The organism is Pseudoalteromonas sp. NS-SX12 (genome assembly GCF_057367955.1).
This window is the reverse complement of record NZ_CM170635.1, coordinates 1,380,614-1,395,195: the sequence shown is the minus strand read 5'-3', so window position 1 is coordinate 1,395,195 and position 14,582 is coordinate 1,380,614. Positions and strand designations below refer to the sequence as shown.

Sequence of the window (14,582 nt, the reverse complement as noted above, 5' to 3'; positions counted from 1 at the left end):
AGCTATTGTTTATTAGCTGAAATTCAAGAAGCACAAATTTGGCTGATAGCGCTCGCTTTCGTAAAAATAGTAATTTAATCGCTGTCGTGTTCTTACTCTAAAATTCTGTGATGAAAGCAAAACTCTGTAAAACTCAATCTGGTATATGCAAATCGTTAGGTACGGTTTTGCGCACCTCTGTATTTTACTTAGCGGCGCTTAGTAATTCTCACTTAGCATTAGCGAAGGACCTACAAGAATCTCCTCTTTCTCTCAGTCTAAATACTTCCCTGCAATACCGAGTAGGTGCGCAACAGCATCAAGTGGTTATCACTCAGTACGGGATTTTAAACAAAGCAACAGTTAATCAAATAAACGAAACGTCCAATCAAGCGCATGTTACCCAATACGGTACTAACAACGAAGCTGCGTTGTTTCAGTATGGCGCAAATAACGTTGTAAACCTGTTACAACAAGGAAATAACAACCAAGCACACATACTGCAACAAGGCGACGGCAATACCGCCAATATCTCTCAAGCTGGCGAACAAACCTTTACAGTTCAGCAAATAGGTAACGGTATTGAAGTGAATGTGACGTTTTACAAGCAATAATTTTACAGGAGATACTCCGTGAATAAGAATAAATCTTTATTAGCCTTAGCTGTAGCACTGGCTGTTGGCTCTACTTCGGCAATGGCAAGTACAAAAGACGACAGTAAATCGGTTAAAGCAAATAACACTGTGCAAAATGTCGCAAACACTATGGTTGTAAACCAAACATCTGAAACCGGTGCTGCATTTGGTAACGATTTGGTTGCACTGCAAGAAGGCGATTTAAACTACCTTAAAACTGAAACGCAAGGTAGCGCGAACAGCACGCAAACCACGCAGGTGGGCACTTCTAATATCTTGCTGTTAAACACACAAGGTAACGACAACCTTGAATCGTACGACCAAAATGGCTCATCACACATTGCGCTAACTGAGCTAACAGGCGACGCAAACCAAATTACGGTAAATCAATCTGGCGCAGGCTTTTTTGGTATTTCTAATGAAGCGGTAAACATTGTGACAGGTGATAATAACGATATCACAATTGAGCAAGGTGACGGTGGTCATTGGGCTTATAACCAAGCAATGGAAGGCAACGACAATACGGTTTACATTAACCAGTCGGGCGTGTGGAATGAAACAAACCTAGAAAGCGTGCAAGGCGATGTAAACGATATTGAAGTTGAACAATCTGGTTTTTGGAATGTGCTTGGCGTTCAAGAATTGGTTGGCCACAATAACGAGCTAAGCGTTAATCAACAAGGCGATGTGCAGCGCGTTGCAATTGGCTCAGTTACTGGCGACGATAACGACATCAGCATTGTACAAGAAGGTGCTGAGAATGATTTCACAGCAGCCATTGTTGAAGGTTCAGATAACACTGTTTCAATCGACCAAGAAGGCACAGGCAACAAGTTTGATAGCACTTACATTATTGGTTCTGATAACGAATTAATCGTTGAGCAAAATGGTGACGGCAACGAATCAAGCAGTGACATTGTTGGTGACAACAATGATTTCCAAGTAACACAACTTGGCAATGACAATAGTTCGTATGTTGGTGCAATTGGCGATAACAACGAACTAATCGTACACCAAGACGGTGACGCTAACGCAAGTCACCTAGCACATTTCAATGGTAGCGATAATGACGTTAACATCACGCAAGTGGGTAACGAAAATAGCAGCTATGTTCAATCGTCTTACCCTGATCAATCACTTACTAGCTACAACAACGACATTAACGTGCAGCAGCTAGGTAATCAAAACGAATCAGCAGTGACATTTAGCACAGCGGTAGACAGCAATGACAACACGCTTGATATTGCCCAAAACGGCGAAATCAACTCGCTTGATCTACTAATTGAAGGCAGTGGCAACACGCTTAATATCGCGCAAACAGGTAACTACAACATGATTGGCGGTATGGGTACCGGCGGATTTGTAGTGCAAGGCTCTGATGTTGAACTATCAATATCACAAGTTGGCGATGGCAACTTAGTGGATGGTGGTATTTACAGTGCATCAGGTAGCGTAACTGTAACCCAAACGGGTGATTACAATACTGCTACGATTATTCAGCAGTAACAAAATGGTTGGGCCGTTCGCGGCCCTTTTCTAATGCATTCAATTATAAAACTAATCATAACGCTAACGCTTTTAGGCGCCTCTTTTAGCCCGCAAGCAAATGGCGAAGATATTGAAATTAGTGGCCTGTTACTCGACAGAACATTAAGTCGCTCGGGTAAAGAGTTTTACCACTCGTACAGTTTGTTATGGCAAGACATGCCAAGCACTACTGGCATTAATGTCGTAATAAAAGAAGCGGTTGTACCGCGCGCTGGTACTAAATTGTTTGTTGAAGTTAATAGCAAAGCAATTTATGCCACTTACATGGGTCGTCGTATCGAGCCAGTTAAAGATAAAGTAGAACAAGCGATTTTCGCGACAATTGACGCAATCGCTAAATCTAAGTTTTCTGAGCAAAGTGAAGACTTAGCAAGCAGTGGATGGTAACCATAAAAATGATAAATAAAATAATAGTAAGCAGCGTTTTATTGGTATTTTCAAGCTGTGTTGTCAGCACCGAGTTAGTGTATACGCCGGTTAATCCAAGTTTTGGTGGCAGCCCGCTCAACGGCGCAATGCTGCTGAACAAAGCACAATCACAAAACAAACACCGTGCGCCCATCAACGAAAAAACCTACGCCGAAAAATTTCAAGAATCATTAGAGCGTTCTTATATTAACCGCATGGTGCGTGAAATCACCGATCTCGCGTTTGGTGAAGGTGTAGAAGACAGCATGTTCAATCAAGACTCCATTTTCACCAGCGGTGACTATGAAATTCAAATCTTAACCAGTGGTAGCGACACCATCACGGTGCAAATCACCAATATGGTTACGGGCGAAGTTGTGGTTGTTGAAGTACCGAGGTTTGGCGAATGATTTGGCGTGTATTTATTAGTATTGTGTTGGTGTTATTAGCAGGTTGCAGCACCATCAAAAAAACCTTACCACCCGAGCTTGAGGTGGCACAGCAGCTTGCTCAAACAAAAACTTTTAGTGAACTGAGTGGTCTTCCTGCACCTGCTGGCAGCATTCCCGTATCGGTTTATTCTTTTCGCGACCAAACCGGACAATACAAACCGCAAACCAATGTCAGTTCATTTTCTACTGCAGTAACGCAAGGGGCGAACTCGATTTTAGTGCAAGCACTGCACGAGTCAGACTGGTTTATTCCGGTTGAGCGTGAGGGCCTGCAAAACATTCTCACCGAACGAAAAATTGTGCGTGCAGCGCTATCAAACAAAGAAGATGAAGCAGCACAATTACCGCCACTTACCACAGCAAAAATTATTCTTGAAGGCGGTGTGATTAGCTATGACTCAAACGTAAAAACCGGTGGTTTAGGTGCCGAATATTTTGGTATTGGTGCATCTGAGTTATACCGCGAAGACATTATTTCAATTTACCTGCGCGCGGTTGATGTACGTACCGGGCAAGTGTTGCTTTCCGTTGCAACCACCAAAAAGGTACTCAGCGTAGAAATGCGTGCAGGTTTTTTCCGTTATGTAAGCTACAAACGTTTAGCCGAAGCGGAAGCAGGCTTCAGTGAAAACGAACCAATGCATATTTGTGTCAAACAGGCGATTGAAAAAGCACTCTCTGAATTGGTGCATAAAGGTATTGATAAAGGGGTGTGGACAACTAAACAGCAAAGCATTGCCCTTGCTAAAGCCCGTCAGCAAAAACAGCTGCAACTTGCCGCGTTAAAAGCAAAACAGCAAAAAGCACAAAGTGCAAAACGTAACGTCGCACCAAGCATTTCATTTATGGTGCAATTTAGAACGGCAACCGCTGAAATCGAGCCGCTATATAACACCCAATTAGAACAGGTATTAGCGTTATTATCACAGCAAAAATCTGCTCACGTTGAACTATTTGGTTACGCCGACAAACGTGGTGACGACCAGAGCAATCATGCGCTCTCGCTTGCTCGTTCAAACGCCATCGCCAACTACCTCATTACTAACGGCATTGCCAAAGAGCGTGTCAGCATTATGGCCCGTGGTGATGATGATGCGCAGTACGACACAGCAGATAACGAAGGTTTGTTTTTTGACAGACGTGTGATTATAAATTTAAAGTCAAGCTAATTGCGCGAGGCGAAAATTAACACGCATCATGCCGACTTAAACAAGGTAAAGAGTTGGCATGACTACTTTTTTGACTTGACCTAAATACGCGCTAGTTGGAATAACCAAAAACCGATTCGAAACTTTCACCTTCGTTTAACCGCTCAATGCCTTTGTAAAACGTTTTAGGGTCTACGCTTTCAAATGCAACGCGTGATGCTTGATAAGCCCTTGTGTCGCTTGGCGAAAAATCGGATAACATTGTTATTTTTTCAACTATCGCATTATCGATCGCAATATTTTCTAACTTTAGGGCGGCTCTGTAATCAACGTATGTGCCAGCCCCTTCCAGCAACCATGGTTTTATTTTGAACGTTTGAGTTATAAAATTTGCGCGATAAAACACTTCTGCATGAGACGTTTCGTGGGCAATAACATCGACATTGAAGCCTTTAGGACCAATAAAAACACACTCTCGTGTTAATGAGCTTCTGGCCATGCCTGTTGGGTTAAAGCCAAATTGAGCACTCTTTTTTGTCACTATATAACGAGGTGTTGAACTCATATCACCAAAAGCTGCACTCACTCTTTCTTTCGCTTTATCAACAAAGGTTATCAGGGCGTCTCGTTCTGTTTGACTTACTGTTGCATCAACATAAATTTCCGCATCAATTTGCTCAAACCCAAGCAGCGGCGCGGCCTCGCATGCAATCCCATGCTTATTGTAAAAAAGCATAGATGACAGTAACAAAACACCTGTAACGGTCATCGCTATTTTAAATAACCTCATCTATCCTCCGTTAAACACTTTTTTTGTTTCTAAGTAATAATTTTAACATCATGAAGTTGGTGTATTGCCCTAGAAATATGCATAAAAAAATCCGATGCCATTAGAACATCGGATTTTGCTCGTTTTATGCTAAATGTCAATCACTTAAGCGATTGCCATAGCTATCCAAAAGCGCTATTTCTTGGATTTAACTTTGGTGACTAATATCAATGCCGCTTTTAACCAGCGAAGGCAAAAACTGTTGTGCCCAGTTAACCAATTCAATGCGGTTTCGCGCTTTAGTTTTACGAAACGCACTGTAAAGGTGGGTTTTTACCGTATGATCACTAATATGCAGCTGCTCAGCAACGTCTTTATTTTGTGCGCCTTGCGACACCAAGCGAATAATTGTGCGTTCGCGGTTGGTAAGCTTATCTAACGCTTCGTTATGCCCGCAGCTATCTTGCCGTTGTAACTGTAGCGCCAAGAGGTTTGAAAATGCATCACAAATTGCACCGCGTTGAAACCACAACTCGCTGTTCAGTACTTTTTGTATGCCTTTAAACAATACATCGGGTGTATCGTTTTGGTAAAAAACACCTTTAACATTAGCGAGCAGTAGTAATTGTTCGCAAATATTATCTTTATGCGCGTCATAAATCACTACTTTATGATGACGCGCCAGATTAATAAGTGCGCTAGGCAACATATCATTCCACGGCGCATCTTTAGCGCAAATTAAATACAGTTCTGCACTGTCCGATGAATCGATTATTGCTGGAAAAAACGACTCTACTTTTACGTTTAAGCACAATGTTTCGAGTACTTTAAGTAGAATTTCCGTTGTGTTTTGTTGTTGCGCATTAGCGGCAACTTGTAAGTAAACTTGAGATTTCGTCCTTGTCACTTATAACGTCCTTTAGTTAATTGTCATAAGAATGCCATCTCCAGATTATGTGATTTTACACCGCAAGTAAAACAATAAGTTATAACAATATGTAATTAAAACGGGTACTAAAATTCTTTTCATATTGAGGTAAATTAGCAACTTTATACTAGGAAAGCGTAAGGCTTAAAACGCAATTAAACGTTAGTTGTAAATTGTCGATATTTAAACGTAAATAATGACGCTTAAAAATGATAAAAGCACCTCATTAACTTTGGTGTAAGCATTTGATAAGTTAAAACTTAACTATTTATTCTTTGTTTAAGTTACTTGTATTATCGCGTTTCAATTTGTACTTAAGGCAAACAATAAAGACGTCCAGACATCATTAAATCTCAACATCTAGCCAGTTAAATTTTTAACTTTCAATAGAGGGTAACTTTATTTTATAACCGAGCCCTTTGCTTGCATCGCGGTAACACTCAATACTGCCATTAAGGTCTTGGGTTACGTTATTGTAGGCAATGTGCAAACCAAGTCCTGCATATCCGCACTGCCGTTTTCGTGTATAGAAAGGCTCAAATATCCGTTTTTCATCGCCAACCTGAATGTTTTTACCGTTATCATAAAAATTTATTTCAGCACCTGAGCCTACTTTAGATAGTTCACAGGTTATTTCTACATACGGTACCTCAGCATGCAGTAACGCATTTTCTACTAGAATATTAAATACTTGCGCTAATGTTGCCGTAAAACTAACTAACTCCACATCACCACTGATGGTTAAGTTGGCAGTTTCGGGGTCACGTTGCAACGTGTTTAACGCCACTTTAAAGCTTTCTAATAGTAGGGTCGCAAGGTTTATCACAGTCGGCTTTTGTGCGCTATTTTTACCGGCAAGTAGTTTAAAGCGCTCTACCAGTTCGCCCGCCTTACCAACCCCACTTTCAATCAATTCGCTACTGTTATTTACATCATTTAAGAAACTCTCAAACGCTTGGCTTGATAAGGTTTTACTTTTAAATTGCGACTCTGTGGTCACTGTTTGCATTTTAAGATGGCTTACTGCGGTGATCGCAGTGCCGAGCGGCGTATTTATTTCATGGGCAAGCCCCGCAACCATACTGCCTAGTGCTGCGTGTTTTTCGGCTTCAATAATGTACTCTTGAGCAACTTCTAATTTTTCAATTGTATGCATCAGTTGCTGATTCATAGTTGCAAGTTCAGTCGTTCTTTGCGCAACGCGCTGCTCAAGCTCGCTGTTCAACTCTAATAGCGCAACTTCTTGTTGCTTTAGTTTGGTAATATCTCGTTGTGTTCCGGTAATGCGCAATGCTTTACCATGCTCATCGGTATCAACTACTTTACCCCTATCAAGCAGCCAGCGCCATTCACCTTGTTTGTCTAGCACCCGATAACTCGCTTCAAAAAACGGCGTTTTATTGCGAATATGGGCGTCAAACGCATCGGTAAGTGATGAATAGTCGTCGGGGTGCACAAATTCTTTCAGTGCTTTTGCATCAAGCCCGGATGCATTTGATGAAAAGCGCGAGTAAGTCGGTAAGTTTTCGCGCGTAATTTCGCCACTAGTTAAGTCCCAGTCCCAGAGCGTATCGCCGCTGCCCCAAAGTGCAAGGTTGAGTCTTCGTTCGCTTTCTTCTAATGCTTTGCGCGCTTCAATCTCTACTTTTATACGATTATGCTGCTGCACTTTTCGATAAATTAACCAGCTAATAACAAAAATAACAACCAGGGTAAAAGCGCTCCAGTTTCGGTGTGTTTCTACCCGCTCTAACTCGGCCTGCTTTAACTTGCCCTCTTGCTGAGCAAACTTTAGTTTCTGCTGGGCATTAAATAATTGATTTTCTACAATTAATGATTCAAGTCGTTGTTGGCTTTGCTTATCAAATAAGGCCGATTTTAACCCTTGATAGACAATTAACGCGTTAAGTGCTTTTTGGTAATTTTGCTGTTGTTTTAACGCGTTCACTAAGCCCTCATAGGCGGCAAAGGTCACGACATTTTTTTGCACAGCCTGACTTAATTCAATCGCTTGTTGATAGCTATTTTCAGCTTTTACAAAATCGCCTTGCGCGAAGTAAATATCGCCATATTCAACCCATGCTTCCGATATACGTGCTTTTGAATTTCGTTTTTGGTAAATCGTCATGGCATTGTCTAGATGCGTTAACGCTTGCTCTAACTGCTTGTTTTGTTTAGCTATGCGTGCTCGATATAAATAAGTAGAACCAAGTAACATAGTGTTATTAAGCTTTACCGCAAGGGCTTGTGCTTCATCTAAGTAGCGCTGCGCTTGTACTTTATCGCCTTTTAGTCGATATGTTTCGCCCAAGTTATTGTAGGAATACACCATGCCACGCTGATAACCAATTTTTTCTTTAAGATTGAGCGATCGTTTGTGTAAGTTAATCGCTTCATCATAGCGGCCTAAGTCTTTATAGATAATTGCGGTATTGTTGTAAGTAATTGCAACTCGCCTTTCAGCCTGAGTACCTTCTAATGCTTTAAGTGATTTAAGCATATTTTCAAGGGCTTTATCGAAATCCCCAATTGAACGATACACCGAACCAAGGCGACCATAGCTCACTGCGAGCATGGTTTGATCTTTCATTGCCTTAAAAACAAATTGGCTTTTGTATAGCGCATCAAAGGTATTTTTGTAGTCATTTATCAGTAGATACGTATCTGCGAGGGTTTGATAAGCCTTACCAATATTTTTGTTATTACTGTCTTTGGGATAAAGTGCAATAACTGCATTTAAATCATTGAGTGCTTGTGTATATTTTGTCGTTTCACTGCTAATAACAGCGCGCACAAACAAGGCAATTGCCTGTGTGTCAGCTGATACTGAGCCATTACTGATTATGGTAAATGCTTCTGCTAGCAGGGCATTGGCTTTTTCAATTTCGCCTATAAATTGATTCGCCTGAGCGTAATAGCTTAATACTTTAATTTTCTCTTCATTGCTAAACGCTTTTTGCGTTAGCTTGTTGTCTTCTATATAACTTATGACTATTTTTGGACTGTTGATGGAATTCTTTTTAAGAAAATGGATCACGTCAGAAATATCGGCGTTATTTTTTGGCAGCAAAACCTCGTTGGCATGCACAAAAAACGCTAAGCAACACATAATAAAAAACCATAATACACAACGTGACATAGCATTAACCTACGGCTGATCCATCTAAAGTGTAGACCACTTTTTCACCCTATGATGTGCACAAAGGTAAAGTATAGAGGTAGATTGACGGTTTTTTAGAAGGGAGATAAGGGCTTGGCAACTGTGTATTTGCCAAGCCCAATAGCCGTGTTACTTCACATGAAAGCGATTTACTAGACTGCGTAAATCTTCCGACAATGCAACGAGTTGCTGAGAGCCTTCCGCTAATTCATCGGCAGAGCCAGCAGTGTATTTTACCGAATCACTAATACCCGTGATGTCTCGGTTAATCTCATCGGCAGCATCATATTGAGACTGCGCAGCATCTGAAATTTGTGAAATCAGTTGCTTGACTTTGCTCACCGCACTACTAATGTCATCAAACGAGTTATGTGCTTTTTCTGCCTTTTCGATGGCGCCTTGTGAGCGCGTAACACTGCTTGCCATTTTATCTGACATCAAGCGGGTTTGCTCAATTAAGCTGTTGAGAACTTTATCGATTTCTTCGGTTGATTCGTGTGAACGTTTTGCCAGTGTACGGACTTCATCAGCGACCACCGCAAAGCCACGCCCTTGTTCACCTGCACGCGCCGCTTCAATCGCCGCATTCAGTGCCAACAAGTTGGTTTGTTCTGCAATTCCACGGATCACATCAAGTATCTTGGTGATGTTTTCACTTTCTTTTTCAAGCTGAGTCATGGCCTGTGATGATTCGCTTAACGAGTCGTTTAAACTAGTTACTTCATTCACCGCGAGCCTAACATCATTATTACCTTCATCAGCAAAGTTTTCTGCTTGCACAATATCACTCATAGCAATAGTGCAATCATCAGAGACTTGTTTTGCTACGTCAGCAAGTGTCGCCGTGCCTTTTGCAGCTTCTTCACTGCTGCCTTCTTGTTCGTGACTTGCGTTCATAATCTCTGTGACTTTTGCGCCCGACACAGTGGCGGCATCATTTAGAATTTGTGATTTATGATTTATATCTTTAACAAGATCGTTAATTGTAGATAGGAATTGATTAAACCACTTTGCTAACTGGCTAATTTCATCGTTGCCAATCACATCAAGGCGTTTCGATAAATCCCCTTCACCTTGCGCTATTTCTTTAAGACCTTCGGATACTTTTTCGATTGGGTAAACAATGCGATTAGCTAAAATAACGCCAACCACGACAAATAGTGCAATCATTATCAATGCGATAATGCCTATAAATACTTTCATTTCTGATGCAGATTGCAGAATTTCATCTTGCTCTATGACAGCCACAAAACGCCAATTTAGATCATCTGAAAAATACGTGGTTGCTTCTAACGTGTTGTTACTGGTTTCTATGGTAAATGATTTGCTTGATAGGTTATCCGCGAGCGATGTATAAATCGGTGACGACAATTCAGAAATAGCTTTAAAATTGTTATCAGCATTTTTAGGGTCAGCAAGCACAGTGCCCGAGCCATCAACCAAAATTAAATAGCCTGTTTCCCCAATATTAATGCTCGATACAATATCGGTCAGTGTGGCTAAGGTCACATCAAGGGATTGCACACCAACAAATTGTCCATTGTCGTTACTAATCGCTTTAGCTACTGACACCATGGCTTGCCCTGTTACACCTTGATAAGGTTCGGTAATAACGGTTTTGCCTCGGGCGCTTTGTGCTAATTTATACCACGGGCGTTGGCGTGGGTCGTAATTTCCAAGTGGTTCTGCTGGGTATTGAATAAACCCGCCTTGCTCTGTGCCCAAATAAACAAACAGCAACTCTTGATGGGTTTTACCAAAGGTTTCATACAGAGTAAATATGTCCGCCTCGCCGGCCACTGCTGCCAGCGGATCCATCGACTTTTCAGCGCCCATATATGTGGTGACATCTGTTGGCACACTTTTTACAACATTGGCCTGTGCTAAAAAGTCAGCATTATGTTTAACTTGTTGAAAAAATAGGTTAAAGCCTTTTTCTACTTGACGGATCTCAGCATGGGTGGTTGCTAAAAACCGAGTGAAACCATCACTTTTCGCCTGCGAGAGTGCAAGCATAGCGATTGCCAGAATAGGCACAATTACGGTGATGGCGAATCCCGCAATTAACTTGGTGCGCATTTTCATAATACTGCCTTTATTATTGTTTTGTATAACAGGTTACAAATTTAATATACCTATTTGGTATCGGTATTAACACTCAAAATGTTAACGATATTTACACCTGAACATAACATTCAATAAATAAATATTAGAGCAAACGATTGCATTACGATTTATGTATTAGCAATGCAGCAAACGAATTGATATGAAGTACTGGGGGACTGCTTATCTTTATTGATATTTTAAGCATTGATGATTTATTCTATTAACGAAACAGAATGAGTATGGTTTGCTGCTCCAAATCAATGAAATTCCAATACAGGCAAGGGAGGAAATCACCATTGCCCTCGGGGGTAAAGCTACACTATTATTCAAACCTTAAGGTTTTTTAATCGCTTTCGCGTGCTTTCGATTAGGATAACAAGTTGTGCAGATCGGGCATACTAAACCGTGGCACCCACGGGCTGTGCAAAATTCACGTCCATAATAGATAATTTGCAGATGCAAATCGTTCCAGCGCTCTTTCGGGAAAAGTCGTTTTAAATCTTTTTCGGTTTGCGCCACATTTTTACCATTGGTTAGCCCCCAACGTTGTGCAAGGCGGTGAATATGTGTGTCGACTGGAAACGATGGAACACCAAATGCCTGCGCCATTACAACACCCGCTGTTTTATGGCCCACTCCTGGCAGCGTTTCTAAAATAGCCATATCTTGTGGCACTTGCCCATTGTGATTTGCAACAAGCATTTCAGACAGCACTTTAATGGCTTTGGACTTTTGCGGCGATAGCCCACAAGGTCTTATAATTGCTTGAATATCCTCAACCGTTTGCATTGCCATATCAAACGGGTTATCGGCTAGTTGCCATAGTTTTGGCGTGACTTGATTAACTCGTTCATCGGTACATTGCGCCGACAAAAGAACTGCAACTAATAAGGTATAAGGATCGCTGTGATCAAGTGGGATTGGAGGATTTGGGTAACGCTTTTCAAGTTCATCTAAAATAAACGCGACACGTTCAGCTTTTAATAAATTTTTTTGCGTCACAATGACAACATCCCTAACGATCTAAAATAAAAGGGGTAAAATACACTGCTTTGCAGCTGGCTGCCAGCGTAAGCAGTGCATTATATTGTCGCAATTTTCAGTTAAGCGATTATTTACAACATTGGTCGCCGTAGTAATTGTTCGGGTAATTGCATACCTGCTTTGGTGCCGTCGCTGGTTGCGTCAGAGCTTGTTTTAACGAATTGATTAATGTACTCATTTTGTTCTCCAGTGTTATCTAAGTAACAAGGCTATTATGAGCAATTCGCCGCTAACAATAAAATTAATTAATACGAACTTTACGTTCACTTTTATCAATCAAAAATAAAACTCAATAACCCGTCTCGCTACAATTCATTGCGACCATCAAAATAGGTAATTGTTAATTCACGCGGTTCAAGATTATCAACACAACCCAAGTTCAAACGATACTCGCCCGGTTGGTATAGGGTGTCGTGGAACGGATAAATGCCGCAGTGTTTACAAAAATGATGATTTACATCGTGATCACCCCAGTGATAGGTGTTCAAATCATCCTTGCCAGAAAGCAATGTAAACTGCTGCGCGCTAACGTAATGTTTAGACATTATGGCATTTTTACGAATGCAAATTGAGCAATTGCATTGCAACGCATCTGTAATAGGTGGACTTTCAAATTCAAATTGCACCGCTTTGCAGTGACAACTACCTGTATATTTCATAATCGCATTCCTTTTATTTTTTACTGTATATCTGACCAGTTAAAATAGAAAGCGATTTTTACAGATTAATCTGTAAATATTGTTGTAACGCGTTAACGTGAAACTAATTTTTGGTTGCTTATAGCGCTTTATACATAATGTGTTGCGGGCCAACAGGACCACCTAAATAAAGGGATTCAGCCTCAATAAAGCCGCTTTTTTGATAGCAACGTTGTGCAATGTCATTTTTACAATTAACGGTTAGGTAAAGCCAATTATAATCGCCGTAGTTCTGCGTTAAATATTTAAGTAATGCAGCAATCGCCTGCTTACCTAAGCCATTTCCTTGTTGCTTCTCATCAATTACAAACGATCTCAGCCCTAAACCGTCAGTTGGGCAAAAATCGTAATGCTTGCTGTAATGGGTATCGAGTTTAAAAAAGCCAATGATCTCATCATCTTGTTTAATTACATGTAAATGCACCGCTGGATCGACTTCTTGAATAAACTCCTTAGCACTGCAAGCAAACTTTAATTGCTCACTTGCCAATGTTACGTTAGCAAGTCGATTAAGATGGGTTTGGTTTAACGTTTCGATTGAAACCATTTGGCTTTACTCTCTTTTGCCGCTATGAACCGCTCGAGTCCAGTTGCTGTTACTTTCTAATTTTAAATAGGCATTTTCACGATCAATACATGTAGGCGTAACGCTCGTAAAATCAATATTGCCGCGTGGTGTTTCAAAATAACGTTCTACTTGGTTGTCCTTAATAAAAACTAACAGTGTCACGCCGTCATTAGTTTTGATACGGGTTCGTTTTGCAACATCAAACCTAAACCCTAACACCTTGCGCGCTCGTTGATTATCAGTGTATGGCGTAATAAAACAAACCCGCTGCCACGACCCTTCAACGACATTGGCTAAATTTAGCTGTTTATCCGTAGAATCAAATTCGCGCACGGGTGCACCGAAATAACCACATCCAGCTAACATAGTTACAGCCAATGCACATACCCAATTTTTCAAAGTGATATCCTTATCAATATCGAAAAGTACTTTCACGTACTACAATTCTGTCGAGAGGGTTACATTCTCTTTACGAGCGACTAATTTGCCAGTAGCGCGGTATTCTTTTAAGCGCGAAAGCGCTTGCTGTGAACTCATTAACGCATAATCTACATAAAACTTAATTTGTTTAAATTCGCGCTCTACACCGTCTAAGTAACGTTCATTTAAATCGCTATCTGAGAATTCACTCAAATCGTCATGGCCTTCAAAAATAAAGGTGTTCACCATATGTTTAGCTTCGGTATTACTACGATTGGCAAGATCAAGTGCGATTAACAGCTCAACAGGTAAGGTATTTAACTCCTCACGACTTTGTGAAAAACGCCATGCGCCTTGATCAACGTTGAGCATTTTTAATACAAACTCAAACCTTGGCGATTCACCGGTTTCTTCGAGCTCAGCAACATAACGCTGCGACTTAATAATGTTATCGTTATAAGCACTTGCAGCATTTTCTAATCGCTCTATGTTTTGCGTTAGTTCATAAGCAATTTTACCCAATAACACTTCAGCTTGTTGTCGTTGTTGATAAGTGTTATACCAAGCGTTAATGCCAAGTGCGACCAACACACCTAAGGTGATCACAATTAACTCAAACGCCACCTTACTTATTATTTTTCTCACAGCGCTCATTTTACAACTCATTAAAATTTATCATGTTTTTATTGTACCGAGTTTTTAAACTAAAGCCATGATTT

The 14,582-nt window shown here is 40.8% G+C and carries 14 protein-coding genes and 1 pseudogene; 6 read left to right on the top strand and 9 right to left on the bottom strand.

Features of this window, described 5'->3' with window-relative positions:
- The first annotated feature begins 167 nt into the window (after positions 1 to 167).
- The 6 genes and pseudogenes from AC2IOM_RS20580 to AC2IOM_RS20555 all read left to right on the top strand — a co-directional run bounded on the left by AC2IOM_RS20580 (position 168) and on the right by AC2IOM_RS20555 (position 4,191).
- Positions 168 to 593: a curlin subunit CsgB gene (locus tag AC2IOM_RS20580; protein ID WP_233430573.1), complete on the top strand. Its 426-nt coding sequence runs from the start codon at positions 168 to 170 to the stop codon at positions 591 to 593.
- Positions 594 to 611: 18 nt separating this feature from the next.
- The gene (locus AC2IOM_RS20575) at positions 612 to 2,120 is read left to right on the top strand and encodes a curlin (RefSeq protein ID WP_486360002.1); all 1,509 of its coding nucleotides are present in this window, start codon (positions 612 to 614) and stop codon (positions 2,118 to 2,120) included.
- A gap of 33 nt (positions 2,121 to 2,153) precedes the next feature.
- Complete coding sequence (locus AC2IOM_RS20570; protein WP_010559511.1) at positions 2,154 to 2,549, top strand: CsgE family curli-type amyloid fiber assembly protein; 396 nt, start codon at positions 2,154 to 2,156, stop codon at positions 2,547 to 2,549.
- 8 nt (positions 2,550 to 2,557) lie between these two features.
- Positions 2,558 to 2,980: a curli assembly protein CsgF gene (locus AC2IOM_RS20565; protein WP_051320898.1), complete on the top strand. Its 423-nt coding sequence runs from the start codon at positions 2,558 to 2,560 to the stop codon at positions 2,978 to 2,980.
- Positions 2,977 to 3,747: pseudogene (locus AC2IOM_RS20560) on the top strand (CsgG/HfaB family protein); the annotation flags it as partial. The gene AC2IOM_RS20565 and the pseudogene AC2IOM_RS20560, both read left to right, overlap by 4 nt.
- Before the next feature lie 120 nt (positions 3,748 to 3,867).
- The gene (locus AC2IOM_RS20555) at positions 3,868 to 4,191 is read left to right on the top strand and encodes an OmpA family protein (protein WP_232732411.1); all 324 of its coding nucleotides are present in this window, start codon (positions 3,868 to 3,870) and stop codon (positions 4,189 to 4,191) included.
- A 91-nt stretch (positions 4,192 to 4,282) separates the two neighbouring features.
- Here the strand turns inward: AC2IOM_RS20555 and AC2IOM_RS20550 are convergent, their stop codons facing one another.
- From AC2IOM_RS20550 to AC2IOM_RS20510, 9 genes are all read right to left on the bottom strand, one after another.
- Positions 4,283 to 4,960 (bottom strand): hypothetical protein, encoded by a 678-nt coding sequence (locus AC2IOM_RS20550; protein ID WP_486360001.1) that lies wholly within the window; start codon positions 4,958 to 4,960, stop codon positions 4,283 to 4,285.
- A gap of 187 nt (positions 4,961 to 5,147) precedes the next feature.
- Positions 5,148 to 5,846, bottom strand: a complete 699-nt coding sequence (locus AC2IOM_RS20545; protein WP_486360000.1) for a helix-turn-helix transcriptional regulator — start codon at positions 5,844 to 5,846, stop codon at positions 5,148 to 5,150.
- Positions 5,847 to 6,243: 397 nt separating this feature from the next.
- Positions 6,244 to 9,006 carry a tetratricopeptide repeat-containing sensor histidine kinase gene (locus tag AC2IOM_RS20540; RefSeq protein ID WP_486359999.1) on the bottom strand — a complete coding sequence of 921 codons (2,763 nt, stop codon included), beginning with the start codon at positions 9,004 to 9,006 and terminating at the stop codon, positions 6,244 to 6,246.
- 150 nt (positions 9,007 to 9,156) lie between these two features.
- Positions 9,157 to 11,112 (bottom strand): methyl-accepting chemotaxis protein, encoded by a 1,956-nt coding sequence (locus AC2IOM_RS20535; RefSeq protein WP_486359998.1) that lies wholly within the window; start codon positions 11,110 to 11,112, stop codon positions 9,157 to 9,159.
- 354 nt (positions 11,113 to 11,466) lie between these two features.
- Entirely contained in the window at positions 11,467 to 12,135 is a 669-nt protein-coding gene (gene nth / locus AC2IOM_RS20530; protein WP_395388553.1) for an endonuclease III, read from the bottom strand.
- 347 nt (positions 12,136 to 12,482) lie between these two features.
- Positions 12,483 to 12,836, bottom strand: coding sequence for a GFA family protein (locus tag AC2IOM_RS20525; RefSeq protein ID WP_486359997.1), 354 nt, complete (start codon positions 12,834 to 12,836; stop codon positions 12,483 to 12,485).
- Between the two features lie 118 nt (positions 12,837 to 12,954).
- Positions 12,955 to 13,422, bottom strand: a complete 468-nt coding sequence (locus AC2IOM_RS20520; protein ID WP_486359996.1) for a GNAT family N-acetyltransferase — start codon at positions 13,420 to 13,422, stop codon at positions 12,955 to 12,957.
- A gap of 6 nt (positions 13,423 to 13,428) precedes the next feature.
- Positions 13,429 to 13,842, bottom strand: a complete 414-nt coding sequence (locus tag AC2IOM_RS20515; RefSeq protein WP_486359995.1) for a hypothetical protein — start codon at positions 13,840 to 13,842, stop codon at positions 13,429 to 13,431.
- 39 nt (positions 13,843 to 13,881) lie between these two features.
- Positions 13,882 to 14,508 (bottom strand): sortase family protein, encoded by a 627-nt coding sequence (locus AC2IOM_RS20510; protein ID WP_486359994.1) that lies wholly within the window; start codon positions 14,506 to 14,508, stop codon positions 13,882 to 13,884.
- Positions 14,509 to 14,582: the final 74 nt, after the last annotated feature.

Bases quoted from the DNA above. Each gene is read 5' to 3' on its own strand.
- AC2IOM_RS20570 (WP_010559511.1), top strand. From the start codon at position 2,154: ATGCATTCAATTATAAAACTAATCATAACGCTAACGCTTTTAGGCGCC.
- AC2IOM_RS20565 (WP_051320898.1), top strand. From the start codon at position 2,558: ATGATAAATAAAATAATAGTAAGCAGCGTTTTATTGGTATTTTCAAGC.
- AC2IOM_RS20555 (WP_232732411.1), top strand. From the start codon at position 3,868: ATGGTGCAATTTAGAACGGCAACCGCTGAAATCGAGCCGCTATATAAC.
- AC2IOM_RS20550 (WP_486360001.1), bottom strand. From the start codon at position 4,960: ATGAGGTTATTTAAAATAGCGATGACCGTTACAGGTGTTTTGTTACTG.
- AC2IOM_RS20540 (WP_486359999.1), bottom strand. From the start codon at position 9,006: ATGTCACGTTGTGTATTATGGTTTTTTATTATGTGTTGCTTAGCGTTT.
- AC2IOM_RS20535 (WP_486359998.1), bottom strand. From the start codon at position 11,112: ATGAAAATGCGCACCAAGTTAATTGCGGGATTCGCCATCACCGTAATT.
- AC2IOM_RS20525 (WP_486359997.1), bottom strand. From the start codon at position 12,836: ATGAAATATACAGGTAGTTGTCACTGCAAAGCGGTGCAATTTGAATTT.
- AC2IOM_RS20520 (WP_486359996.1), bottom strand. From the start codon at position 13,422: ATGGTTTCAATCGAAACGTTAAACCAAACCCATCTTAATCGACTTGCT.